This window comes from Meridianimarinicoccus zhengii (assembly GCF_003254465.1).
Taxonomy (GTDB): Bacteria; Pseudomonadota; Alphaproteobacteria; order Rhodobacterales; family Rhodobacteraceae; genus Meridianimarinicoccus; species Meridianimarinicoccus zhengii.
Genome location: NZ_QDFI01000013.1, coordinates 1 through 24,624 on the forward strand (window position 1 = coordinate 1; position 24,624 = coordinate 24,624).

The following is a 24,624-nucleotide window of genomic DNA, read 5'->3' on the forward strand; positions in this document are numbered from 1 at the left end:
GCGGCACGTCCCACGCCGCCGGCGGCGCCGTGCCCGGCCGGCCCGCCTCAGGCTGCCGCACTTGTTGCGCGCGCGGCGCACCAGTCCCGGATCGCCGCCCCCGCCTGTGCCGCCTCCGCATCATGCATCAGCATGTGGCCCGCCCCCGGCAGGATCACGGGCCGCGTGCCGTAATACCCGGCGGTCAGCCATGTGTCCGTGGGCGGCACCACCACGTCGCGCCCGCCCCCGATCACCAGCACGTCTTCGCGCGGGCCGGGCAACGGCGCGAAGGGGGGCCAGCCCGACGCCTGCACCAGTGCGGCCAGCGATTCGTCGCGCAGGTTGGCGACCAGCGCGAGAAAGGTCCGGTCGCGAACGCCGCCGGGAAAGAACACCTGCCGCATCAGGTCCATGTCCGCGGCCGCGGGTCCCTCCAGCGCGAAACGGCCCAGCATCCGCCAGACATGCGGCGCCGTCAGCGCCAGTTCGGCCGAGGCGCGCCACGTGCCATAGGGCGGCACTGAAGCCAAAAGAACCGTACCCGCCGGGGCCATGCCGCGTCGCAGCAAAAGCTGCGCCACGGCACCCCCCAGCGAATGGCCGACCACCACGGCGGGGCGGCCCACCTGCGCCAGCGCGCGCGCCAGCGCATCGGCGAAATCGCCCAGGTCCGGCCCGTCGACCAGCGACGCGCCCGGCAGCGCACGCACTAGCATCCGCAGCGCGCCTTCGCTGTCGCCGGTCTCCATGGCATGGGCCAGCGCGCGGTCGATCACGCCGGGGTCGCGGCTGATGCTTCCGCCCCCGTCGCGGCCCGGCAGGGTCATGGTCCAGACCGCGTAGCCATCTGATGTGAAACCGGAAATCCAGTCCTCCGGCCATATCCATGCGCCCGCCGACATGCCGTGCAGCAGCACGATATCCACGTCGCGCGCCGGTCCCGCCACCGCGCCATGGCGGGTCAGCGCCCAGCCCTGGTGCACCGCGATATCCCCTGTCCCGGCGGCGCCGGGCGGCATCCGCGTGAGATGCGGTTCTTCCGCCTGTGTCTGTGTCATCACCGTCTCCTCACAACGCTGGCGAGCATGCCGCACCCGCAATGCGGCAACGCGGCAATCCTATCCCGAACACGGGCGCCTGTCGCGGGTCTTTGCATCCGGATCGCCGCGGGCGCGCCAGCGGACCCCGAAAATTCCCCCGTGACAGCCCCGGCGGGCTGTGTTTTACACGGACGTCAAAGACAGGGGCGCCCCCGACAAGGGGCTGAGAAGCACCCTTTGAACCTGACCCGGTTAGCACCGGCGGAGGAAGTCTTGGCAGACCGGCCCCGCAGGCCGTGCCCGCCCGGCTTCCCCGACACCGACGGAGGCCAAGATGACCCTGACGACCACGCCCGATGCCGCCCTGACGCAGATGCGCGCCGCCCCGCCGCTGGTGCATTGCATCACCAATTACGTCGCCATGAACATCGCCGCGAACGTGCTGCTGGCCGCCGGGGCCTCCCCCGCGATGCTCCACACGCCCGAAGAGGCCGAGGATTTCGCCGCAATCGCAGGCGCGCTCACGATCAATTTCGGCACGCTCTCGCCCAACTGGGTCGCCGGAATGCACAAGGCCATCGACGGCGCCACCGGCGCGGGCAAGCCATGGGTGTTCGACCCGGTCGCCCATTACGCCTCCCCCTGGCGGGGCGGCATCGCGCGCGATCTGCTGGCCCGCACCCCCACGATCCTGCGCGGCAACGCGTCGGAAATCATGGCGCTGGCGGGCATCGACACCGCCAGCCGCGGCCCCGACGCCGCCGACAGCGTGGCCGCGGCCGAAGACGCCGCGCGCAGCCTTGCCGGGACCCAAGCCACCATCGTCGCCGTCACCGGCGAGGTCGATTTCGTCACCGACGGCACGCGCGCCGTGCGTGTCGAAGGCGGCGATCCGATGATGTCCCGCATCACCGCCATGGGCTGTTCGCTCACGGCCCTGACCGGCGCCTATGCCGCGACCGTCCCGGACCCGTTCGACGCCACCGTCGCGGCCCTTGCGCATTTCGCCGCCGCGGGCAACGCCGCCGCGGGTGCGCCCGGCCCGGCGTCGTTCCAGGCGCTCTTCGTCGATGCGCTCTACACCGCGACGCCCGACACGCTCGCCGCCATCCCCGTCACCGCGGCCTGAGCGATGCGCAGCCTGCCTGACCTGTCGCTCTACCTCGTCCTAGACCCGGCGCTTTGCGACCGGCACGGGCACGGCATGGTGGACACCGCCCGCGCCGCGGTGGCGGGCGGCGTCACCGCCGTGCAACTGCGCCACAAGACCGCCACGACGCCCGAGCGGATCGCCCTGGGCCGCGCGCTCATGACCGCCCTCCACGGCACGGGGGCCGCGCTCATCGTCAACGACGATGCCGACGCCGCCATCGCCATCGGCGCGCATGGCCTGCATGTCGGGCAGGACGACACGGACCCCGCGCGCGCCCGCGCCGCCATCGGACCCGCCATGATCCTCGGCCTCTCGGTCGAAACGCCCGAGGCCGCCGCCGCCATCGACCCGCGCGTCGTGGACTACGCCGGCGCAGGCCCGGTCTTCGCCACGCAGACCAAGCCCGACCACCGCCCGGCCACCGGCTGGAACGGGCTCATGCGCATCATCGCGGCCTGCCCCGTCCCCGCCGTCGCCATCGGCGGGCTGAACGCCACCCATGTCGCGCCCGCCCGCGCCGCCGGGGCCTGCGGTCTGGCGGTCGTGTCGGCCATCTGCGGCCAGCCCGACCCCGAAGCCGCCGCCCGCACATTCACGGAGCAGCCATGACAACCATCCGCAACGTCCTGTCGATCGCAGGCTCCGACCCGTCGGGCGGCGCGGGTATCCAGGCCGACCTGAAAACCTTCGCCGCGCGCGGCACCTATGGCATGGCCGCGCTCACGGCGCTGACCGCCCAGAACACCCAAGGCGTCACCGGTATCCACACCGTGCCACCCGAATTCGTCGCCGACCAGATCGCCGCCATCTTCGACGACATCACGGTCCACGCGGTCAAGATCGGCATGATCGCCAACGCGGACATCGCCCGCGCCGTGGCCAGCGCCCTGCGCCCGCACCGCGGCATCCCCGTCGTGCTCGACCCGGTGATGGTCGCCAAGGGCGGCGCGCGCCTGCTGCCCGACGACGCGGTGGCCGCACTCCGCGACGATCTCTTGCCCCTGGCCACGCACCTGACGCCCAACATCCCCGAAGCCGCCGTCCTGCTGGACGCGCCCGAAGCGACGGACCGCGACATGATGCAGCTTCAGGCCGCCGCCCTCGCCGCGCTCGGCCCGCCCGCCGTCTTGCTGAAAGGCGGGCATCTCGCGGGCGACGACAGCCCCGACGTGCTGGTGATCGAAGACGCCGCCCACTGGTTCACCGCCCCGCGCACCGACACCGCGAACACCCACGGCACGGGCTGCACGCTCTCCGCAGCACTCGCCGCGGAACTCGCCAAGGGCCTGCACGACACCGACGCCGTCGCCGCCGCGAAGACCTATGTCGCGGGCGCCGTGGCCCAGGCCCACCGGCTGTCGGTCGGCCATGGCCACGGCCCCACCCACCATTTCCACGCGCTCTGGAGCCAGCAATGACACGGATGACACATTTCGCCCTCGCCGCCGCCCTGTTCGCCACGCCCGCCGCGGCACAGGACCGGATGACCCTGATCCTCGACTGGTTCATCAACCCCGACCACGCGCCGATCATCGTGGCCGAGGAACGCGGTTACTTCGCCGACGCGGGGCTTGAGGTAGACATCGTCCCCCCCGCCGATCCCGCCGACCCGCCCAAGATGGTCGCCGCGGGACGCGCCGATCTTGCCGTCTCCTACCAGCCGCAGCTTCACCTTCAGGTGGCCGAGGGGATGCCGCTCGTGCGCGTCGGCACGCTGGTCGCCACGCCGCTCAACTGCCTTCTGGTGCTCGAAGACGGACCCATCGAGACGCTCGCGGATCTCAAGGGCAAGCGCGTCGGCTTCTCCGTCGCGGGGGTTGAGGAAGCCCTCCTCGAAGCGCTTCTCGCGCAGGCGGACCTGACCATGGACGACATCACGCTCGTCAACGTCAACTGGTCGCTCTCGCCCGCGCTGATGGCGGGCAACGTGGATGCCGTCCTTGGCGCCTATCGCAATTTCGAGCTGAACCAGATGGATATCGAAGGCGTGCCCGGCAGATGCTTCTATCTCGAAGAACACGGGATCCCCGCCTATGACGAACTGATCTACGTCGCCAATCCCGACACCATGGACGCGGACATGATCCGCCGCTTCCTCAAGGCCACGGAACTCGCCACCCATTACATCGTGAACAACCCCGACGCGGCGTGGGAAATCTTCTCGGGCACCGCCCGCGAATTGCAGGACGAACTGAACACCCGCGCCTGGGCCGACACGTGGCCGCGCCTCGCGCTGTCGCCCGCGGGTCTCGATGCCGGGCGCTATGCCGCGTTCGAACAATTCCTGTTCGACGGGGGCCTGATCGACGACATGCGCCCCGTCAGCGCCATGGCCGTCGATCTCGGCGCGCAATGACTTACGGGACCACCTTCCCCCTCTGGCGCGCGTCCTGCGCGCCGGACTGGGAGGATTACACCCGCCACCCGTTCGTGGCGGGCATGGCCCACGGCACCCTGCCGCGCGATGCGTTCCTGTTCTACATGCGGCAGGATTACCTGTTCCTGATCCATTTCGCGCGGGCATGGGCGCTGGCCGTGACCAAGGCCGGCAGCATCGCCGACATGCGCGCCTGCGCCGCCACGGTTCACGCCCTGATCGACGACGAGATGCGCCTGCATGTCTCCACCTGCGCGGCGCTGGGTCTGTCCGAGTCCGATCTGGAAGCGACCCGCGAACACCCCGCCACCCTCGCCTATACCCGCTACGTGCTCGACGCCGGGCACGCGGGCGACATGGCCGACCTTCTGGCGGCCCTCGCCCCCTGCGTGCTCGGCTATGGCGAAATCGGCGCGCGGCTGGCGGGCACGGGCGGGCCTTACGCCGACTGGATCGCCACCTATGCCGGCGACGACTACCAGCAGACCTGCGCCGATGTGAGCGCGCTGATCGACCGGGTCATCGCTGCGCGGCTGGGGGCCGACCCGGCGGCATCGCCGCGCTGGCCCGCGCTCTGCGACCGTTTCGCCGTGGCGACCCGGCTCGAACGGGACTTCTGGCAGATGGGCTGGGACGCTGCGTGATGGCCGGGAACGTCGGCTCAGATTCATATGAAAGTCATATGGGAGTCATACGCGATTCATACGACGCGCCGGGGCTGCGGCTGGCAGGGTCGGTGCGCTTCGGCGGCGTGCCGCTTCTGGCCGACGTGACCCTCGATCTCGCCCCCGGCGGCTGGACCTGCCTGCTCGGCCCCAGCGGGTCCGGCAAGTCCACACTGCTGCGCCTGATCGCCGGCCTGGACACCGGCGCTGATTTCGACGGCACGATTATCCCGAGCGATGACAAGGACTTGTCGGGCCGCGTCGCCTACATGGCGCAGGACGATCTGCTGATGCCGTGGCTGGATCTGCGCGGCAACGTGGCGCTTGGCGCCCGCCTGCGCGGCGATCCGGTGGACTGGCCGCGGCTCGATGCACTGGTGGACCGGCTGGGCTTGTCGGACCATGCTGCCAAGCGCCCGGCCAAGCTGTCGGGCGGGCAGCGCCAGCGGGTCGCGCTTGCCAGAACCTTGATGGAAAACAAGGACTTCGTGCTCCTTGATGAACCATTCTCCGCGCTCGATGCCCGCACCCGCGCCGACATGCAGGACCTCGCCGCCCGGCATCTGGCGGGCCGCACCGTTCTCCTGGTGACCCACGACCCGATGGAGGCCGCGCGTCTGGGCCACAAGATTTACCTGATGGAAAACAACGCCCTGTCAGAGATACCTCCAGCTCCCGGCGCGACCGTCCCCCGCCCCGGCGATGATGCCGCGATGCTGTCCCATGGTGCGGCACTGCTCGAGCGGCTGCGCACATGATCCGCACCCTCACCCCCCTCGCCATCGCCGCCACCGTCCTGCTCGCATGGCAGGCGCTGGTGACGCTGGCAGCCCTGCCGCCCTTCATCCTTCCGGGGCCATGGCGCGTGGCCAAGGCCTTGGCGGAAAACGCGGATCTCATCGCGTGGCACGCGGGCGTCACGCTGACCGAGGTGATCCTCGGCCTCATCCTCGGCTCGCTCCTCGGGGCCGGGACCGCCCTGCAACTGGCGATTTCCCCCGTCGCCCGCCGCCTTTTGCGCCCGGTTCTGGTGCTGACACAAGCGCTGCCGGTCTTCGCCCTCGCCCCGATCCTGACGCTCTGGCTCGGCTACGGGCTGGAATCGAAGATCCTGATGGCCGTGCTCATCATCTATTTCCCTGTTACATCAGCCTTTTTCGACGGGCTGATGCACACGCCGCGCGGCTGGCTCGACCTTGCGCAGACGATGCAGGCCCGGCCCCGCCACGTCCTGTGGCGCATCCGCGTCCCCGCAGCCCTGCCCTCGCTGGCGTCGGGCCTGCGGCTTGCAGCTGTCTATGCCCCTATCGGCGCGATCATCGGCGAGTGGGTCGGCGCAAGCCAGGGGCTCGGCTATCTCATGCTGCTGGCCAACGGGCGCGCGAAGATCGACCTGATGTTCGCCGCCCTCGCCGTGCTCGCGGTGATGACGCTTCTGCTGCACAAGGCTGTCGGGATCGCCTGCGACCGGCTGGTGGCGCGGCTGAACTGACCGCGGGCGCGGCCCCCAACACCTTGCCCTTTCACGAAAAACCCCCGCCTCCGGGACGGAGACGGGGGATGACGTTTCGCGGGCGAAACACGCCCGACAGACGGATTACTGCATCCGCTCCAGAAGATGCACAAGATCGGACACCATCTTGTCGGCCCCCGCCTTGTCGTGATCCACCGCGTCGCTTGCCGCCTTCCGCGCGTCTTCAAGATGCGCCTCGATCGCCGCGCGGTTATCCGCGTGGCGCTCATAGGCCCGTTCCGCCAGAACGGTCGTGCCCTCGGGCGTGATTTCCGCGAACCCGCCCGTGACGGCGAATTCGGTCACGCCATCGGGCGCGGTCACGGTCAGGATACCCGGACGCAGGATCGTGATGACCGGCGCGTGGTTGGCCATCGCGGTCATGTCGCCCTCGGCGGCCGGGATCTGCACCGCCGTCGCCGGGCCGGAGGCAAGGCTCCGTTCCGGCGACACGAGGTCGAATTGCATGGTATCGGCCATCGGTGGGTCCCCTTACGCGGCGGCTGCGGCCAGTTTCTCGGCCTTGGCGACAACCTCGTCGATATCGCCCACCATGTAGAACGCCGCTTCCGGCAGGTGGTCGAACTCGCCCGCGACGACGCGCTTGAAGCTGTCGATGGTCTTGTCGAGCGGCACCTGGATGCCGTCGGATCCGGTGAAGACCTTCGCCACGTCGAAAGGCTGCGACAGGAAGCGCTGGATCTTCCGGGCGCGGGCCACGGTCAGCTTGTCCTCTTCGCTCAGTTCGTCCATCCCGAGGATCGCGATGATGTCCTGCAGCGACTTGTAGCGCTGGAGGATCCCCTGCACGTCACGGGCGACCTTGTAGTGCTCCTCGCCCAGAATGGCGGGGTCCATCAGGCGCGACGAACTGTCGAGCGGGTCTACGGCCGGGTAGATGCCCAATTCCGAGATCGCGCGCGACAGAACGGTCGTGGCGTCGAGGTGGGCAAAGGTCGTGGCCGGCGCGGGGTCGGTCAGGTCGTCTGCAGGCACGTACACGGCCTGGATCGACGTGATCGAACCAGCCTTGGTGGAAGTGATCCGTTCCTGCATCGCGCCCATGTCGGTGGCCAGCGTCGGCTGGTAGCCCACGGCGGACGGGATGCGGCCCAGAAGGGCCGACACCTCGGACCCCGCCTGCGTGAAGCGGAAGATGTTGTCCACGAAGAACAGAACGTCCGACCCGGACTGGTCGCGGAACTGTTCGGCCAGCGTCAGGCCGGTCAGCGCCACGCGGGCCCGCGCCCCCGGCGGTTCGTTCATCTGGCCGTAGACCAGCGCCACCTGCGATTCCGACAGGTTGTCGGGCTTGATGACGTTGGATTCGATCATCTCGTGATAGAGGTCGTTGCCTTCGCGGGTCCGTTCCCCCACGCCCGCGAACACCGAATAGCCCGAGTGCACCTTGGCGATGTTGTTGATCAGTTCCATGATGAGAACTGTCTTGCCCACGCCCGCGCCGCCGAAGAGGCCGATCTTCCCGCCCTTCGCATAGGGCGCCAGCAGGTCGATCACCTTGATGCCCGTCACGAGGATGTCGGACGATGTCGACTGCTGTTCGAAGCTGGGCGCGGGCTGGTGGATCGACCGGGTCTCGGACGATTCAACAGGCCCCTTCTCGTCGATCGGTTCGCCGATAACGTTGAGGATCCGCCCGAGCGTCGCGTCGCCCACGGGGATCGAGATCGGCGCACCGGTATCGGTCACGGGGGCGCCGCGCACGAGCCCCTCGGTCGCGTCCATCGCGATGGTGCGGACGGTGTTCTCGCCCAGGTGCTGGGCCACTTCCAGAACCAGTTTCTTGCCGTTGTTGTCGGTCGTCAGCGCGTTGAGGATCGCGGGCAGTTCGCCTTCGAACTGCACGTCCACGACGGCGCCGATGACCTGGGCCACTTTGCCATTTGCTTGAGCCATGGGGGTTCTCCGGTTCCTTTAGAGCGCCTCGGCGCCCGAGATGATTTCGATAAGCTCGTTGGTGATGACGGCCTGGCGCGAGCGGTTGTACTCGATGGTCAGGTCCTCGATCATTTCACCGGCGTTGCGGGTCGCGTTGTCCATGGCGGACATCCGCGCGCCCTGTTCCGACGCGGCGTTTTCGAGCAATGCGGCGAAGATCTGCACCGCGACACCGCGCGGCAACAGGTCGGCCAGGATGCCTTCTTCGCTGGGTTCGTAGTCGTAGAGCGAGCTGGCCGCGGGCGCATCACCGTCGAACTTCGCCGGGATGACCTGCTGCGCCGTCGGCACCTGGCTGATCACCGTCTCGAAGCGCGAGAAGAAGATCGTGCAGATGTCGAACTCCTCCGCGTCGAAACGCGTCAGCAGATCCTTGGCGATGGCCTGCGCGTTCTCGTAGCCGACGCGCTTGACCTCGGTCAGGTCCACATGGCCGACCAGATAGTCGCCGTAATCCCGCTTGAGCTGTTCGCGGCCCTTCTTGCCGACCGTGACGATCTTCACGGTCTTTCCCTCGCCCAGAAGCTTTTCGGCCCGCTGCTTGGCCAGCTTCACGATGGACGAATTGAAGCCGCCGCACAGGCCGCGTTCCGCCGTCATCACGACCAGCATGTGGGTCTTGTCGGACCCGGTGCCGCGCAGCAGCTTGGGGGCCGTCGGGCTGTCGCCCACGGACGCCGCAAGCCCCGACATCACGTCGTTGAACTTCTCGGTATAGGGGCGCGCCATCTCGGCCGCCTCCTGGGCGCGGCGGAGCTTTGCCGCCGCGACCATCTGCATCGCCTTCGTGATCTTCCGCGTGCTCTTGACGCTGGAGATCCGGTTCTTGAGATCCTTGAGATTTGCCATTGGCCTGTTCCCTTTCGCCCCGCTTACGCGAAGGTCTCGGCGAACTCGGAAATGGCGGCCTTCAGTCGGTCGGCGGCATCACCCTTGATCTTCGGATCGTCCTTGGTCAGCCAGTCCAGCAGGTCCTTGTGCTGGTTGCGCAGGTGCGACAGCAGCCCGGCCTCGAACTTGCCCACGTCGCCGACTGCGATCTTGTCGAGGAACCCGTTGGTGCCCGCGAAGATCACGCAGACGATTTCCGCGTTGGTCAGGGGCGAATACTGGTTCTGCTTCATCAGCTCGGTCAGGCGCGCGCCGCGGTTCAGAAGCCGCTGGGTCGATGCGTCGAGGTCCGAGCCGAACTGCGCGAAGGCCGCCATTTCGCGATACTGCGCCAGTTCCAGCTTCACCGGCCCCGCGACCGACTTCATCGCGTTGGTCTGCGCGGACGAACCCACGCGCGACACCGACAGGCCGGTGTTCACCGCGGGGCGGATGCCCTGGTAGAACAGTTCCGTTTCAAGGAAGATCTGCCCGTCGGTGATCGAGATCACGTTGGTCGGGATGAAGGCCGACACGTCGCCGCCTTGCGTTTCGATGATCGGCAGCGCCGTGAGCGAGCCGTTGCCATGGTCGTCGCCCAGCTTGGCCGAACGCTCCAGCAGGCGGGAGTGGAGGTAGAACACGTCGCCCGGGTAAGCTTCGCGGCCCGGCGGACGGCGCAGCAGCAGCGACATCTGGCGATAGGCCACGGCCTGCTTCGACAGGTCATCGTAGACGATCAGCGCGTGGCGGCCGTTGTCGCGGAAATATTCCGCCATCGCGGTCGCGGCATAGGGTGCGAGGAACTGCATCGGCGCGGGGTCCGACGCGGTGGCGGCCACGACGATGGTGTAGTCGATGGCCCCCGACTCTTCGAGCTTCTTGACCAGCTGCGCCACTGTCGACCGCTTCTGGCCGATGGCGACATAGATGCAATACAGTTTCTTGCTCTCGTCGTCGCCCGCCGCGTCGTTATAGACCTTCTGGTTCAGGATCGTGTCGAGCGCCACGGCCGTCTTGCCCGTCTGACGGTCGCCGATGATGAGTTCGCGCTGGCCGCGCCCGATCGGGATCATGGCGTCGACGGATTTCAGGCCGGTCGCCATCGGTTCGTGCACCGACTTGCGCGGGATGATGCCCGGCGCCTTCACGTCCGCGATGCGGCGCTCGGACGCCTCGATTGCACCCTTGCCGTCCAGCGGGTTGCCCAGCCCGTCCACGACCCGCCCCAGCAGGCCGTCGCCCGCGGGCACGTCCACGATGGAGTTGGTGCGCTTGACCGTGTCGCCTTCCTTGATGTCCTGGTCGGACCCGAAGATCACGACGCCGACATTGTCGGATTCGAGGTTCAGCGCCATGCCGCGGATACCGCCGGGGAATTCCACCATCTCGCCGGCCTGAACGTTGTCCAGCCCGTAGACACGGGCGATCCCGTCACCGACGCTCAGGACGCGGCCAACCTCGGCGACTTCGGCTTCCTGCCCGAAGTTCTTGATCTGCTCCTTGAGGATCGCAGAAATTTCGGCTGCCTGGATTCCCATGTTATCCGACCTCTTTCATGACTTGCTGGAGGGTCGCAAGCTTGGCGGCGATCGACGTGTCGATCATCCGCGAGCCCACCTTGACGACGAGACCGCCGATGAGAGTTTCATCCACGGTCGATGTAATCTTGACGTCCTTACCAACCTTCGCACGCAGCGTGTCGGCAAGTTTCGCGATCTGTGCATCGCTCAGCGCGGTGGCCGAGGCGACCTCGGCGGTGACGATGCCCCGCGCGTCGGCGATCCGGTCGCGCAGCTGCGCGATCAGCGCGGGCAGCACGAACAGGCGCCGCTTGGACGCCATCAGGGACAACGTGTTGCCGGTCAGGGCCGACAGCCCCATCGCCCGCGCCAGCGCGGCCACCGCCGCCTGCTGATCGGCCCGCGCTACGAGCGGCGAGTGCACCATCCCGGCGAAATCGGGACTGTCGCGGAGTGCGGCGTCGAGCGCGTCGATGTCGGCTTCGAGCACGTCGAGCTGGTTGTCGGCCTGCGCCAGTTCGAACACGGCCGTCGCATAGCGATCGGCGATGCCCTTGGAGATCGAAGCTGGTTCGGACACGTCCACCCTTTCGATGTCTTGGCCCGAGCCTGAACGATCAGCGCCGGGCGAGGTCTGCGGCCCGTGCGCTCACGATGCCGTCACAAATCGCGCAGGGTGTAGCAAAGGGTTCCTGCGCAGGCAACCGCTCAACTGGCCGAAGGAATGCCCCCATCGACCTTGCGCGGAACGGAATTTCTGCAGGTGCGACCCTATGCGCAGTCTGCGACACACGATTTGTTTCAGCATCGCTGCCGCGCGGCAACGATTCCCGTTGCTGCACCGGCAGCGTTGGTGGCGCAAACATTGTCGCGGGCCGGTTGCGCCAGCGCGCCGGCCGTCCGCAAGGGCGCGCGCATCCCGTCGCGCACGGGGGTCCCACCCGGTTGCGGCGCGTCCTTGCTGGCGTCCACCAGCAGCACGCCACCGGCATAGCGATTGGACAGCCGGTTGCCCACGCGTTCGCAATAGGGGCCGGCACGCAGCCAGAACCGCCGGTGCGACGGCGGCTGGAACAGCGCGACCTCGTGCGTGTCGGCGGTGAAGCCGTGGCGGGACAGCTGCGCCTCCAGCTGCCCGAGGCTGTAAGGCCGCCCGTAGCCGAACGGTGTCTGGTCGCTCCGCGCCCAGAGCCCGGCCCGGTTCGGCACGATGAAAAGAACGCGCCCGCCGGGCCCGAGAACGCGGCGCACCTCGTCCAGCAGCAGCGACGGGTTTTCCGACGTCTCCAGACCGTGCATCACCACGAGCCTGTCCACGAGCCCGGTGGGCAAGGGCCAGAGCGCATCCTCGCACAGCACGCTGACATTGCCGAGCCCCCCGCCCGGCCACGGCATGACCCCCTGCGGTGCGGGCATGAGCCCGATTACCCGGCGCGCGCGGTCCAGAAACGGGCGCAGCAGCGGCACCGCGAAACCGAACCCCACCACGGTCTGGCCCTTCGTGTCCGCCCAGTGCGCCACGACGCGATCGCGGATCACGCGCTGCGCCGCGCGTCCCAACCGGGTGCGGTAATAGAATGTTTTCAAGTCCTGCACGTCGAGATGCATTGCGAAGCCCCGCAGCGGCGCCTTAGCCTGCGGGGACCATAGCGCAAGCGGAGTGAAACGCCATGCCTCTCGACCTCGTCACCGTGCCCTGTCTGAAGGACAACTATGCCTATCTCGTCCATGACGCGGCCAGCGGCGCGACCGCCGTCGTCGATGTTCCGGAGGCCGCGCCGATCGAAGCGGCGCTTGCCGCGCGAGGCTGGCGGCTGACGGACATCCTGCTGACCCATCACCATCATGACCATGTCGGCGGCGTCGATGCGCTGCGCAAGGCGACCGGGGCGGCGGTCTGGGGGGCCGCGCAGGATGCCGCGCGGCTGCCCGCCCTGGATCGCCCGGTGCGCCCGGGCCGGGACGAAGGCTTCGCAGGCCAGTCGGTGGAGATCATCGATGTTCCGGGCCACACCATCGGCCACATCGCCTATTTCTTCGCCGGGGCGCATTTTCTGTTCTCGGGGGACAGCCTGATGGCGCTCGGATGCGGTCGCCTTTTCGAAGGAACGCCGGACCAGATGTGGGACAGCCTGTCCCGGCTCGCGGCGCTGCCGGGCGACACGCTGGTCTGTTCGGGACACGAATACACGCAGTCGAATGCACGATTTGCCCTCAGCCTTGGCGACGTGCCGCCCGCACTGGCCGAACGCGCCGAAATAATTGACGTCGCGCGCGCAGCGGGCGAAGCGACAGTGCCGGTCCGGCTCGATGTCGAACGGGCCACGAACCCGTTCCTGCGCGCGGCGGATCCGGGCCTGCGGGCCGCGCTCGGGCTGGAAAAGGAAAGCGATGCCAAGGTCTTCGCCCATATCCGCGCCCTCAAGGATTCGTTCTGATGAAAATAGCGGCAGACCCGGCGGGCGATGCCATCCGGCGCATCGTGCCCAGCCGCACAGAACCGCTGCCAAGGACGTTACGAAAAAAGACTTGAAGACGGGCGCGGAAAACCAAACTTTAAACCTACGAGCCCACGGTGGTGGCGGGAGACCCCATCGCCCCGACTGAAAGGAGCACGTCGCGTGCCGTCATTTTCGAATACGCTTGAACAAGCAATTCATGCGGCTCTGGCCCTGGCAAATACCCGTCGTCACGAACTGGCCACGCTCGAGCATCTGTTGCTGGCGCTGATCGACGAACCGAATGCCGCGAAGGTCATGCAGGCCTGCGGGGTAGACCTGGCCGCGCTCAAGACAACGCTGGTCGAATTCGTGGACGAGGAACTGTCGACCCTCGTCACCGATATCGACGGTTCCGAAGCCGTGCCCACGGCAGCCTTTCAGCGGGTGATCCAGCGCGCGGCGATCCACGTGCAGTCGTCCGGCCGGACCGAAGTCACGGGCGCCAACGTGCTCGTGGCGATCTTCGCCGAGCGCGAAAGCAACGCGGCGTTCTTCCTGCAGGAACAGGAAATGACCCGTTACGACGCGGTGAACTTCATCGCCCACGGCGTCGCCAAGGACCCGAACTTCGGCGAAAGCCGCCCGGTCAAGGGTGCCAGCGACTATGAAGAGGAAACCGCACAGGCGGCGGAGCCCGAGAACAAGGACTCGGCGCTGGCGAAGTACTGCGTGGACCTGAACGCGAAGTCGCAGAAGGGCGATATCGACCCGCTGATCGGCCGCGAGTCCGAGGTCGAACGCTGCATCCAGGTCCTGTGCCGCCGGCGCAAGAACAACCCGTTGCTGGTGGGCGATCCCGGCGTGGGCAAGACGGCCATCGCCGAGGGGCTCGCGCGCAAGATCGTGCAGGGGGAAACGCCTGACGTGCTTGCGGGCGCGACGATCTACTCGCTCGATATGGGCGCGCTGCTGGCGGGCACCCGGTATCGCGGCGACTTCGAGGAACGGCTGAAGGCGGTCGTGAGCGAACTTGAGGATCATCCGGATGCGATCCTGTTCATCGACGAGATCCACACCGTCATCGGCGCCGGGGCGACGTCCGGCGGCGCGATGGATGCGTCGAACCTGCTGAAGCCCGCGCTGCAAGGCGGCAAGCTGCGCTGCATGGGCTCCACGACCTACAAGGAATTCCGCCAGCATTTCGAGAAAGACCGCGCGCTCAGCCGCCGGTTCCAGAAGATCGACGTGTCGGAACCGTCGGTCGATGACACGGTCAAGATCCTCAAGGGTCTGAAGCCGTATTTCGAGTCGCATCACGACATCCGCTACACGTCCGATGCGATCCGGACCGCAGTGGAACTGTCGGCGCGCTACATCAATGACCGCAAGCTGCCCGACAAGGCGATCGACGTGATCGACGAGGCGGGGGCGGCCCAGCATCTTCTGTCCGAAAGCCGGCGGCGCAAGACCATCGGCCCGCGCGAGATCGAAGCCGTGGTTGCCAAGATCGCCCGCATTCCGCCGAAGAACGTGTCCAAGGACGACGCGGAAATCCTGCGCGATCTCGAAGGGGCGCTCAAGCGGGTGGTGTTCGGGCAGGACAAGGCGATCGAGGCGCTGTCTTCGGCCATCAAGCTGTCCCGCGCGGGCCTGCGCGAACCGGGCAAGCCCATCGGGAACTACCTGTTCGCGGGGCCGACCGGCGTGGGCAAGACCGAGGTCGCCAAGCAGCTCTCGGAATCGCTCGGCGTTGAACTCCTGCGCTTCGACATGTCGGAATACATGGAAAAGCATGCCGTATCGCGCCTGATCGGGGCGCCGCCGGGCTATGTCGGGTTCGACCAGGGCGGGCTGCTGACCGACGGGATCGACCAGCACCCGCATTGCGTGCTGCTCCTCGACGAGATCGAGAAGGCGCATCCGGATGTTTACAACATCCTGCTGCAGGTTATGGATCACGGCAAACTGACCGATCATAACGGGCGGCAGGTCGATTTCTCGAACGTCATCCTGATCATGACCTCCAACGCGGGGGCCGCGGAGCAGGCCAAGGCAGCCATCGGCTTCGGGCGCGACCGCCGCGAGGGCGAGGACACTGCCGCGATCGAACGGACCTTCACGCCGGAATTCCGCAACCGGCTCGACGCGGTGATCAGCTTCCAGCCGCTGCCGCAGGAGGTGATCATGCAGGTGGTCGAAAAGTTCGTGCTTCAGCTCGAAGCGCAGCTGATGGACCGCAACGTGTCCATCGAACTGACACCCGATGCGGCCACGTGGCTGGGCGTGAAGGGCTACGACGACAAGATGGGCGCCCGTCCGCTTGGCCGGGTGATCCAGGAGCACATCAAGAAGCCGCTGGCCGAGGAACTCCTGTTCGGCCGTCTGGCGAAGGGCGGGATCGTCCGGGTCGAGGTGAAGGACGACAAGATCCATCTCGAGATCCTGCCGCCGGAACGGGCGCGCCTGTCCAGCAAGCGTCCGCCGCTTCTGACGGCAGACTGACACCGCGACACCCGAGAAAACGAGACCCCGCCTGCCCGGCGGGGTCTTTTCGTATCAGGAACAAGTTTCGACCCCCAGCAAACCGGGCGCAGGGTCGGGTGCGGGCTCAACGTTCGGTCAGTTTCAACTCGATCCGGCGGTTACGGGCGCGTGCCTCGGGCGTGTCGCGCGGATCGACGGGCTGGAACTCGGCGAACCCGGTCGCAGCCAGTCGGTTCGGCGGAAAACCGAAATTGTCCACCATGTAGCGCACGACCGACAGCGCCCGCGCCTGGCTGAGTTCCCAGTTATCGGCAAACTCGCTGGACGTCGAAACGGGCACATCGTCCGTGTGCCCATCCACGCGGATCACCCAGTCGATCCCTTCCGGGATGACCGCAGCGACCTCCTGCAACCGACGGGCGACATTGGCGACCTCCGCCTCGCCCTCCGGCGACAGGTCGGCCGAACCGGACGCGAACAACACTTCGGACGAGAACACGAACCGGTCACCCACGACCTGCACCCCGTCCTGGTCGCCGAGGATCTCGCGCAGCCGCCCGAAGAATTCGGACCGGTAGTTCTCCAGCCGCCGGGCTTCTTCCTCAAGCCGGGCGCGCTCTGCCGCTTCCAGCTCCGCGCGGCGCCGCTCTTCGGTTGCAACCCGCGCCAGCGCCGCGTTCAGCCGCTGTCCCAACGCCTCGATCTGCACATCCGCAACCGCATCGCGCGCCTCGGCATCGTCAAGCAGCGCCTGCACATCGGCCAACTGCCCCCGCAGCGCATCGATTTGCGCCGTCAGCGCTGCGATGCGGCGGCGATCCGCGGCGCTGCTCTCTTCAGCCTCGGAAAGTTCGTCGCGCGCCTGCGCCAGCAGCCGCGCCTGCCGCTCCGCCTCTAACATCGCGTCGGCCGTTCCCGCTTCGGCCTGTTGCCGCGCGGCAAGCGCATCGGCAAGCCGCGCGCGCAGATCCGCGGCGGTGGCGCCCTCCTCCGCCAAACGGTCCCGCGCGGCGTCCAACTCCGCCCGGGCCGCGGCCAATGCCTCCTCGGTCGCGTCGCCGTCGGCCAGGGCTGCCATCAGCCTTTCGTCCAGGTCTTCCTGCGCATCGCGCGCCGCGGCCAGCAGGGTCAGCGTCTCCTCGGCCCGCGCGCGTTCCTGTTCCAGCCGGAGCGTCATCGCCGTCAGTTCCGCATCGGCCGACTCAAGTCGCGCACGCAGACGCCGCGCCGCCTCGGCCTCCGCCAGCCGCGCGGCTTCTTCCGCCGACAACGCCTCGGCCGTGTCGTCCAGTTCGGCCTGCACCTCGGCCAGCGCCGCGTCCGTGTCGGCCTGCTCGGCGCGAATCTCGGCCACCATCGCCTCCAGCGCGGCGCGTTGGGCCTCGGCCAGTTGCGCCGCTTCCTGCTCGGCATCCAGCGCCTCGCGCGTGGACGCCAGGGTCTCTCCCAATTCGGCGGCCCGGTCCCGTGCCGCATCCCGGTCGGTCAGCAAGGTCGCCACCCGCGCCTCGAAGTCGGTGATCTGTGCCCGCGCATCGGCCAGTGCCGCGTCCGTCCGGTCCAGTTCCGCCGACAGCGTGTCGATCAGCCTGTTCTGGAATGCTTCGTTGTCGCGTGCGCGGGCAAGATCGTTCCCAAGCGCATCGACATCCTGTTCAAGTTCGAAGTTGCGCTGCTGTTCGACACCCAGCGCCGACGCCAGTTCTCCTACCTCGCGCTGCAGGGCGTCCAGTTCGGTTTCCTGCCCGCTGATGGTTTCCGTGAGGATCGACTGGACCACCATGAAGATCGTCAGCACGAAGATCAGCACCAGCAGCAGCGCCGTCATCGCATCGACGAACCCCGGCCAGATGGAGGCCTGGAACCGCTGCCCGCTGCGCCGGTTCAGCGCCATGGCCTAGCGCCCCTGCCCGGCTGGCCCGTTGGGGTCGGCGGCGATCTCGATCACGCGGGTCAGGCGGGCAAGGTCGCGGCGCAGTTCGGTCGTGCTTTCCTGCCGTCCGGCGGTCAGTTCCTCGAGAATGCGCAGAAGCTGCACGTCGATGCTGCGCAGGCGCGACCGCGTCTCGGCCTCCATCGCGTCGGCATCCGACATGGGGCGCGCCGTGATCGCGTTGATCGCGGCGATCAGGTTTTCCTGCCCCTCGGCGATCCGCGCGAGCGTCGCGTTGATGTTGGCGTCTTCCGACACCTTCTGCGACAGCCGCTCGACCGATGCCGCGAGCGCGCCCAGCTTTTTGTCCACCGCAGCCCGGCTCTGGTCGCTTTCTATGAAGGTCGTGTTCAGGGCGTCGAACTGTTCGGTCATCTGGTCCATCAGCGTGGCGAACATCGCGCTTTCCGCGGCCATGTCGCTGTCGCCCGCGCTGAAACCGACACGCGTGATGCCCGACAGCCATTCCTCCAGCTCGCGGTAGAACCGGTTCTGGCCATGGCCCGCGAACAGCTCCAGCAGCCCCACCACGAGCGAGCCCGCAAGCCCCAGCAGCGACGAGGCGAAGGCCGTGCCCATGCCGCCCAACTGGGTTTCCAGCCCCCCCATCAGCCGCCCGAAGATCGCCGTGGAGCTTTCGCCTTCCTGCGGTGCGAGCGACCGGATCGTGTCGACCACCGCGGGGATGGTCGTTGCCAGCCCATAAAACGTGCCCAGAAGCCCGAGGAAGATCAGCAGGCTGGTGATGTAGCGCGTGATGTCGCGCGCCTCGTCCAGCCGGGTCGCCACGCTGTCGAGGATCGACCGGGCCGAGGACGACCCGATCTGCATCCGGGCACCACGCGAGCGCAGAAGTGCCGCCAGAGGGGCCAGCAGCCGCGGCGGGCGCTTGATGTCGAAACCGGGGCGGTCACGCGCGAAATCCTCGATCCACGTCACCGCCGAAATCAACTGGATCACCTGGAGGAAACAGGCCAGCACGCCCACGACGAAGACGACCCCGATGGTGCCGTTCAGAAACGGACTAGCGGCAAAGACGGGGGCGACGCGCGGATAGACGACATAGGCACCCGCACCCACCGCGCCGATCACGATCAGCATCAACAGGATCTGCCGGACAGGCTGGGAAAACTGCGCGCGTACCGCGCGGCTTCGTTGGGGTCCCGGCCGCCCTACGCCCTGCACTGCCATTCCCGCGCCTTTCCAATGGGTTTGACGCAGCATAGGGGTTGCACGCGCCCGTTCAACCGGCTTTCTCCGCGCTCATGGCAGTTCGGCCACACGTGCGGCCAACCAGTCGAGATCCGCATCGGGCAGACCGATATCGCGCAGATGTGTGGCGGTGTTGAACAGGTAATCCCGGTTCGGCCCGCGCCCGCCCGTCGCGCGGGCGATGATCCGTGCCTGTTCTTCCAACGGCAAGCCGCCGCAATACTGCACATGGTCGGGATCGATGACATAGGTCACGGCCTCCACCCGGCGTCCGTTGTCGAGTTCGACGACGAGCGTCCGTTCGAGATAGGCCGCCGACACCAGTTCGCGTTCCCGCAGGTAGGCCAGTGTCGGGCCCACGTCCGGCGCGGCCACGCCGAAGGCGACGCCCGAGCAGCGCGCGCCCGGATCGGCGTCAAGCGCCAGCACAAGGCCCGGCTCCGCTTCGGTGCCGCGATGGTGGATCGAGCGCATGCAGAATGACCGATGGTAGCCGGGCAGCACCGCGAGATGCCGGGCCATGACCGGAAAACCCGGATTCCAGATCAGCGATCCGTATCCGAAGACCCAAAGGGCGGGGGCATCCTGGGGCGTGGTGGCGGCCATGACTCTGGTCCTCTCCTGCGTCCCCCTGTAAACACGCGGCAAGCGGACAGGAAAGGCCCGTCGATGCGAATTCTTCTGGCAGTGATCCTCGTGGCGGCGGTGGCATGGGCCGGGTACTGGTTTCTGGGCGCTCAGGCCGTCGAACGGGGCCTGCGCGGCTGGCTCGATGCCCGCACGGCAGAAGGCTGGGTCGTGTCCGTGGAGCGGCTGGAAACGGCGGGCTTTCCGAACCGCTTCGACACGACCCTGACCGGGGTCGAACTGGCCGATCCCGCGACTGGCTGGGCATGGCAGGCGCCGTTTTTCCAGACGCTCGCGCTCAGCTATCGGCCCAACCATGTCATCGCTGTCTGGCCGGACAGCCAGACACTGGCCACCCCGCTGCAACGGATGGACATCGGCAGCGACCGGATGCGCGGCTCACTTGTGTTCGCGGGCGGCACGGCCTTCACGCTCGACCGCGCGACGGTCGAGATGTCCGCGGTGACGCTGGAATCGAATGCCGGATGGCAGGCCGCGATGGCCGATAACCAGCTGGCCCTGCGCCGCACGCCTGCAAAGGCCGGGCACAGCTATGACATCGCCTTCGACGCCACGGATCTCGCCCTGCCCGACGGGCTGGCGGCGCGTCTGGGCCAAGGGGCCAATGTGGGCGACGTGGTGCAGCGGCTGAGCATGGAGGCGCAGGTGGAATTCGACGCCCCGTGGGACCGCCGCGCCATCGAGGATCGCCGCCCCCAGCCAACCCGCATCGACCTGACGCTCGCGCGGGCAAGCTGGGGCGGGCTCGATCTGCGCCTTGCAGGCACTTTGGACGTGGACACGGCCGGCGTGCCCACGGGCAGCGTCACGATCAAGGCCACGAACTGGCGCGAGATGCTGGACATGGCCACGGCCGCCGGGCTGGTGCCCGCGAACCTCGCCCGGCTTCTCGAAGGCGGGCTTGCCCAGATGGCGCGGATGAACGGCAATCCCGATACGCTCGACGTGCCGCTGCGCTTCGCCGAGGGGCGGGTCAGCCTTGGCGGGCTTTTGCCGCTGGGACCGGCGCCGCGGCTGGTGCTGCGCTGACCGGCGCGCCACCGCGCCCGAAATCCGGTGCGGCAGTATCCTGCCCCGCCTCGATGATGCCGCGGCGGATCGCGCGGGTCCGGGTGAAATAGGCGTGCAGGTGGTCGCCATCGCCCGTGCGGATCGCCCGCTGCAACGCGAACAGCTCTTCCGTGAAACGCCCGAGGATCTCCAGCGTCGCCTCGCGGTTGTTCAGGAACACGTCGCGCCACATGGTCGGGTCGGATGCCGCGATACGGGTGAAGTCGCGGAAGCCCGCGGCGGAGTATTTCACCACCTCGCTGTCGGTCACGCGGCGCAGGTCGTCGGCCACGCCCACCATCGTGTAGGCGATCAGGTGCGGTGCATGGCTCGTCACGGCGAGGACGAGATCATGATGATCCGCGTCCATCTCGTCAACATTGGCGCCCATCCCTTCCCACAGCGCGCGCAGCCGGCCGGTGGCGGCCGGGTCGGTCCCGTCAACAGGCACGAGCAGGCACCAGCGATTGTCGAAGAGCGACGCGAAACCCGAGCGCGGCCCGGAATGTTCGGTGCCCGCCAGCGGATGCGCGGGGACGAAATGGACACCGTCGGGCAGATGGGGTGCGACGGCGTCGATCACCGACCGCTTGACCGAGCCCACATCGCTGACTGTCGCCCCCGGTGCGAGATGCGGTGCAATCTCTGCGGCCAGCGGACCCATCGCCCCCACGGGCACGCATAGCACCACGAGATCCGCCCCCGCGACTGCCTCGGCCGCGGTGTCCGTCACGCGGTCGCACAGCCCATCGGCGCGCGCGATCTCGCGTGTCTCGGGCGTGCGGGCGGTGCCCACGATCTCGCCCGCCAGGCCGCCGCGCCGAATGGCATGGGCCATGGACGACGCGATCAGCCCCAGCCCGATCAGCGCCACGCGGTTGTAGATCACGCTCATGCGACCCTCGCGCAGAACTCGGCCATCGCGGCAACGACCCGCGCGCAGGCATCGTCATCGCCCACGGTGATACGCAGGCAATGCGGCAGGCCGTAGCTGCCGACGCGCCGCACGATAAGGCCGCGAGATTGCAGGTGCAGGTCGCAGGCCTCGGCCTCTGCCGTGTCGGCAAAGCGCGCCAGCACGAAATTGGCCTGCGACGTGTCCGAGGGAATACCGAGCGCGGCAAGGTCATGGGCCAGCCGGTCGCGCAGACGCGCGTTTTCGACCCGGCAATGCTCGGCATAAGCCGTGTCACGCACCGCGGCCTCGGCGGCATCCAGCTGGGTCTGGGACAGGTTGAACGGACCGCGCACCCGGTTGAGCACGTCGATGATGGCGCGCGGCCCGTAGCCCCAGCCGATGCGCAACCCGCCCAGACCGTAGAGCTTGGAAAACGTTCGCGTCATGACAACGTTATCGCGCGTGGTGGCCAGCCCCGCCCCGCCGTCATACCCGTCCACGTATTCCGCATAGGCCCCGTCGATCACGAGGATCGCTTGCTGCGGCAAGCCGTCTGCCAGCCGGGCAAGGTCGTTGCCCCCGATCATGGTCCCCGTGGGGTTGTTCGGATTGGCGAGGAACACGAGCCGCGTGCGGTCGGTACAGGCGGCAACGATCGCGTCGACATCGGCGGTGCGTTCGCGTTCGCGCACCACCACGGGCGTGGCCCCCGCCGCACGGGCGGAGATCGCATACATCAGGAAGCCGTGCTCGGTGTGCAGCACCTCGTCGCCCGGCCCGGCATAGGCTTGGCAGAGAAATGTGATGATCTCGTCGCTGCCCACGCCGCAGATGATCCGGTCGGGATCGAGCCCGTGCACCGCGCCGATTGCCGCGCGCAGGCTAGCATGGTCGGTCGGCGGATAGCGGTGCAGACTGCCGAGCGACGCCTGTGCCGCTTCGATCGCGCGGGGCGACGGGCCGAACGGGTTCTCGTTCGACGACAGCTTCACGACGTCCGCGACGCCGTCGAGCTTCGCCTTCCCGCCGACATATAGCGCGATATCCATGATGCCGGGCTGGGGGGTGATGGCGCGTGTCATGGCAACTCCTGCTGTGCTGCCGGTGTAGCGGGGGGTGCGGCGCAGATCCAGCCGCGCCGAGTCGTGAAAAAGGCCGCAGCCGGTTGCCCGGCGCGGCCCCTTCGGATGGCGCTGGACGAACGGATTAGTTCTGCGCGTAATATTCGATGACGAGGTTCGGTTCCATCTGAACCGCGAACGGCACGTCGCCAAGACCGGGACGGCGCACGAAGGTCGCGGTCATCTTGGAGTGGTCGGCCTCGATGTAGTCGGGCACGTCGCGTTCCGACAGGCCCACGGCTTCGAGCACGACCGCGAGTTGCTTGGATTTCTGGCGCACCTCGACGATATCGCCTTCCTGCACGCGGTAGGACGGGATGTTCACCCGCTTGCCGTTCACCAGCACATGGCCATGGTTCACGAACTGGCGCGCGGCGAAGACGGTCGGCACGAACTTGGCGCGGTAGACAACCGCGTCCAGGCGGCTTTCCAGCAGGCCGATCAGCAATTCACCGGTGTCGCCGCGCACCCGTTCGGCTTCGGCGAAGATCTTGCGGAACTGCTTTTCCGTCAGGTCGCCGTAATGGCCCTTCAGCTTCTGCTTAGCGCGCAGCTGCAGGCCGAAATCGGAAATCTTGCCCTTGCGGCGCTGGCCGTGCTGGCCGGGGCCGTATTCGCGGCGGTTCACAGGGCTCTTGGCGCGTCCCCAGATGTTCTCGCCCATGCGGCGGTCGATCTTGTACTTGGCAGCAGTGCGTTTGGTCACTGGCTGATCTCCTTCTGACGGGGGTTGGATTCCCCTATTGCATGAAGGGCGTTGTCCTCTGCCGCGCCGGGTCCCGAAACCGGAAAACCGCCTTGGCCGACAGGCATCCCCTTGCGGGGGCCACCAACACCAATTTCGCCGGCTGGGCCGGAGACCGTGCGCTTAGACAGGGTTCAGGCGGGTGTCAAGTGCGGCGGCGTCAGACATCCTCCCGCAGGATGGTGATCACGACCCGGCTGTTGCGCAGGGCCATCGGGTTGTCCGGATCGGCCGGGCGCCGGTCGGCGTAGCCCGTGATCCGCAGGATGCGCGCAGGATCGAGCCCCACCCGTTCCAGCCGCGCCTGCACGGCGCCCGCCCGCGCGGTCGTATCGGCCCAGACCGGATTCTCGGCCACGACCAGCGGACGCGCCGGCAGATGCGCCTCGACCGACACCTGGTTCGTCACCATGTCCAGCACGTTGTCGACCACCCGCAGCGTGGAATCCAGCCGCGGCGTGATGGCACCTGTCGCGGGGTCGAATATCCGTGCCTCGGGCAGGTCGAATATGTCGATCTCAAGCCCCATGTCCGACACGCGCGTGACCACATGGGGCATGTCCGCCAGTTCGGCCATGCTTTCGCCGCTGCGCGCCGCCAGAACGCGCATGAGATCGCGCACCACGGCCTCCGGGTTGTCGGAACTGCGCAACTCGCCTTCCTCGCCCTCGCTGCCATTGGCCTGCTGCTGTTCGGCGGGCAGCAGCATCGTGGCCCCGGTGCCATTCTGGGCCAGCACGTCCTCGGCGAAGACGCTGTCGCCCCAGAACGATCCCTCCCCCCCGCCGGACACGCGATTGATGGGAATCACCGGCGAGAAATAGTCGGCCAGCCCCTTGCGCTGCTTTTCAGTCGTCGCGTTCAGGAGCCACATCAGCAGGAAGAACGCCATCATGGCGGTCACGAAGTCCGCATAGGCGACCTTCCACGCGCCGCCGTGATGGCCGTGGGCCGCCTCGTACCGCTTCTTCTTGATGATGATGGGCGCAAGAGGTTCGTTCGACATGGGC

Annotated in this window: 24 protein-coding genes and 1 riboswitch; of the genes, 10 read left to right on the plus strand and 14 right to left on the minus strand. The window is 67.8% G+C overall.

Going from position 1 to position 24,624, the window contains the following annotated elements; all coding sequences use genetic code 11:
- Nucleotides 1–47 precede the first annotated feature (47 nt).
- A complete protein-coding gene (locus tag DDE13_RS06055; RefSeq protein ID WP_111402485.1) occupies nt 48–1,040 on the minus strand; it encodes an alpha/beta hydrolase in 993 nt (330 codons plus the stop codon).
- 174 nt (nt 1,041–1,214) lie between these two features.
- A riboswitch (TPP riboswitch) is annotated at nt 1,215–1,309 on the plus strand.
- Nucleotides 1,310–1,356: 47 nt separating this feature from the next.
- On the opposite strand from DDE13_RS06055, the gene thiM reads away from it, so the two are divergent.
- Genes thiM through DDE13_RS06090 form a run of 7 tightly spaced genes read left to right on the plus strand, consistent with a single transcriptional unit; the run spans nt 1,357 to nt 6,709 of the window.
- The gene (gene thiM / locus DDE13_RS06060; RefSeq protein WP_111402487.1) at nt 1,357–2,151 is read left to right on the plus strand and encodes a hydroxyethylthiazole kinase; all 795 of its coding nucleotides are present in this window, start codon (nt 1,357–1,359) and stop codon (nt 2,149–2,151) included.
- A gap of 3 nt (nt 2,152–2,154) precedes the next feature.
- Nucleotides 2,155–2,784 carry a thiamine phosphate synthase gene (gene thiE, locus DDE13_RS06065; RefSeq protein ID WP_111402489.1) on the plus strand — a complete coding sequence of 210 codons (630 nt, stop codon included), beginning with the start codon at nt 2,155–2,157 and terminating at the stop codon, nt 2,782–2,784.
- A complete protein-coding gene (gene thiD / locus DDE13_RS06070; RefSeq protein ID WP_111402491.1) occupies nt 2,781–3,593 on the plus strand; it encodes a bifunctional hydroxymethylpyrimidine kinase/phosphomethylpyrimidine kinase in 813 nt (270 codons plus the stop codon). Before thiE ends, thiD begins: the two co-directional genes overlap by 4 nt.
- A gap of 5 nt (nt 3,594–3,598) precedes the next feature.
- Nucleotides 3,599–4,531, plus strand: a complete 933-nt coding sequence (locus tag DDE13_RS06075) for an ABC transporter substrate-binding protein (protein WP_111402493.1) — start codon at nt 3,599–3,601, stop codon at nt 4,529–4,531.
- Complete coding sequence (tenA, locus tag DDE13_RS06080) at nt 4,528–5,196, plus strand: thiaminase II (protein ID WP_111402495.1); 669 nt, start codon at nt 4,528–4,530, stop codon at nt 5,194–5,196. The genes DDE13_RS06075 and tenA overlap by 4 nt, the downstream gene beginning before the upstream one ends.
- A 38-nt stretch (nt 5,197–5,234) precedes the next feature.
- Nucleotides 5,235–5,975, plus strand: a complete 741-nt coding sequence (locus tag DDE13_RS06085) for an ABC transporter ATP-binding protein (protein ID WP_111402497.1) — start codon at nt 5,235–5,237, stop codon at nt 5,973–5,975.
- Nucleotides 5,972–6,709 (plus strand): ABC transporter permease, encoded by a 738-nt coding sequence (locus DDE13_RS06090; protein WP_111402499.1) that lies wholly within the window; start codon nt 5,972–5,974, stop codon nt 6,707–6,709. Before DDE13_RS06085 ends, DDE13_RS06090 begins: the two co-directional genes overlap by 4 nt.
- 105 nt (nt 6,710–6,814) lie before the next feature.
- On the opposite strand, the gene DDE13_RS06095 is transcribed toward DDE13_RS06090, so the two are convergent.
- From DDE13_RS06095 to DDE13_RS06120, 6 genes are all read right to left on the minus strand, one after another.
- Entirely contained in the window at nt 6,815–7,210 is a 396-nt protein-coding gene (locus DDE13_RS06095; RefSeq protein WP_111402501.1) for a F0F1 ATP synthase subunit epsilon, read from the minus strand.
- Between the two features lie 12 nt (nt 7,211–7,222).
- Entirely contained in the window at nt 7,223–8,647 is a 1,425-nt protein-coding gene (atpD, locus tag DDE13_RS06100) for a F0F1 ATP synthase subunit beta (RefSeq protein ID WP_111402503.1), read from the minus strand.
- Nucleotides 8,648–8,665: 18 nt separating this feature from the next.
- Complete coding sequence (locus DDE13_RS06105) at nt 8,666–9,538, minus strand: F0F1 ATP synthase subunit gamma (protein ID WP_111402505.1); 873 nt, start codon at nt 9,536–9,538, stop codon at nt 8,666–8,668.
- A gap of 23 nt (nt 9,539–9,561) precedes the next feature.
- A complete protein-coding gene (gene atpA, locus DDE13_RS06110) occupies nt 9,562–11,100 on the minus strand; it encodes a F0F1 ATP synthase subunit alpha (RefSeq protein ID WP_111402507.1) in 1,539 nt (512 codons plus the stop codon).
- A 1-nt stretch (nt 11,101) separates the two neighbouring features.
- Nucleotides 11,102–11,662, minus strand: a complete 561-nt coding sequence (locus DDE13_RS06115) for a F0F1 ATP synthase subunit delta (RefSeq protein WP_111402620.1) — start codon at nt 11,660–11,662, stop codon at nt 11,102–11,104.
- A 221-nt stretch (nt 11,663–11,883) separates the two neighbouring features.
- Nucleotides 11,884–12,690 (minus strand): class I SAM-dependent methyltransferase, encoded by an 807-nt coding sequence (locus tag DDE13_RS06120; protein ID WP_111402516.1) that lies wholly within the window; start codon nt 12,688–12,690, stop codon nt 11,884–11,886.
- Between the two features lie 62 nt (nt 12,691–12,752).
- Between DDE13_RS06120 and gloB the strand changes: the two genes are divergently transcribed.
- Both gloB and clpA read left to right on the plus strand, forming a co-directional pair.
- Entirely contained in the window at nt 12,753–13,520 is a 768-nt protein-coding gene (gene gloB / locus DDE13_RS06125; RefSeq protein WP_111402518.1) for a hydroxyacylglutathione hydrolase, read from the plus strand.
- 183 nt (nt 13,521–13,703) lie between these two features.
- Nucleotides 13,704–16,025 carry an ATP-dependent Clp protease ATP-binding subunit ClpA gene (gene clpA, locus DDE13_RS06130; protein WP_111402520.1) on the plus strand — a complete coding sequence of 774 codons (2,322 nt, stop codon included), beginning with the start codon at nt 13,704–13,706 and terminating at the stop codon, nt 16,023–16,025.
- A gap of 106 nt (nt 16,026–16,131) precedes the next feature.
- Here clpA and DDE13_RS06135 read toward each other — a convergent pair whose 3' ends face one another.
- The 3 genes from DDE13_RS06135 to DDE13_RS06145 all read right to left on the minus strand — a co-directional run bounded on the left by DDE13_RS06135 (nt 16,132) and on the right by DDE13_RS06145 (nt 19,758).
- A complete protein-coding gene (locus DDE13_RS06135; RefSeq protein ID WP_111402522.1) occupies nt 16,132–17,901 on the minus strand; it encodes a peptidoglycan -binding protein in 1,770 nt (589 codons plus the stop codon).
- A gap of 3 nt (nt 17,902–17,904) precedes the next feature.
- The gene (locus DDE13_RS06140; protein ID WP_235868611.1) at nt 17,905–19,041 is read right to left on the minus strand and encodes a biopolymer transporter ExbB; all 1,137 of its coding nucleotides are present in this window, start codon (nt 19,039–19,041) and stop codon (nt 17,905–17,907) included.
- A gap of 162 nt (nt 19,042–19,203) precedes the next feature.
- The gene (locus tag DDE13_RS06145; protein ID WP_111402622.1) at nt 19,204–19,758 is read right to left on the minus strand and encodes a gamma-glutamylcyclotransferase; all 555 of its coding nucleotides are present in this window, start codon (nt 19,756–19,758) and stop codon (nt 19,204–19,206) included.
- Nucleotides 19,759–19,821: 63 nt separating this feature from the next.
- On the opposite strand from DDE13_RS06145, the gene DDE13_RS06150 reads away from it, so the two are divergent.
- A complete protein-coding gene (locus tag DDE13_RS06150) occupies nt 19,822–20,829 on the plus strand; it encodes a DUF2125 domain-containing protein (RefSeq protein ID WP_162630881.1) in 1,008 nt (335 codons plus the stop codon).
- Here the strand turns inward: DDE13_RS06150 and DDE13_RS06155 are convergent.
- From DDE13_RS06155 to DDE13_RS06170, 4 genes are all read right to left on the minus strand, one after another.
- A complete protein-coding gene (locus DDE13_RS06155; RefSeq protein ID WP_111402528.1) occupies nt 20,774–21,745 on the minus strand; it encodes a prephenate/arogenate dehydrogenase family protein in 972 nt (323 codons plus the stop codon). The genes DDE13_RS06150 and DDE13_RS06155 overlap by 56 nt on opposite strands.
- Nucleotides 21,742–22,830, minus strand: coding sequence for a histidinol-phosphate transaminase (hisC, locus tag DDE13_RS06160; RefSeq protein ID WP_111402530.1), 1,089 nt, complete (start codon nt 22,828–22,830; stop codon nt 21,742–21,744). The genes DDE13_RS06155 and hisC overlap by 4 nt, the downstream gene beginning before the upstream one ends.
- A 124-nt stretch (nt 22,831–22,954) precedes the next feature.
- The gene (rpsD, locus tag DDE13_RS06165; RefSeq protein ID WP_111402531.1) at nt 22,955–23,575 is read right to left on the minus strand and encodes a 30S ribosomal protein S4; all 621 of its coding nucleotides are present in this window, start codon (nt 23,573–23,575) and stop codon (nt 22,955–22,957) included.
- Between the two features lie 199 nt (nt 23,576–23,774).
- On the minus strand, nt 23,775–24,620 hold the full coding sequence (locus DDE13_RS06170) for a flagellar motor protein MotB (RefSeq protein ID WP_111402532.1): 846 nt from the start codon (nt 24,618–24,620) through the stop codon (nt 23,775–23,777).
- Between the last annotated feature and the right edge of the window lie 4 nt (nt 24,621–24,624).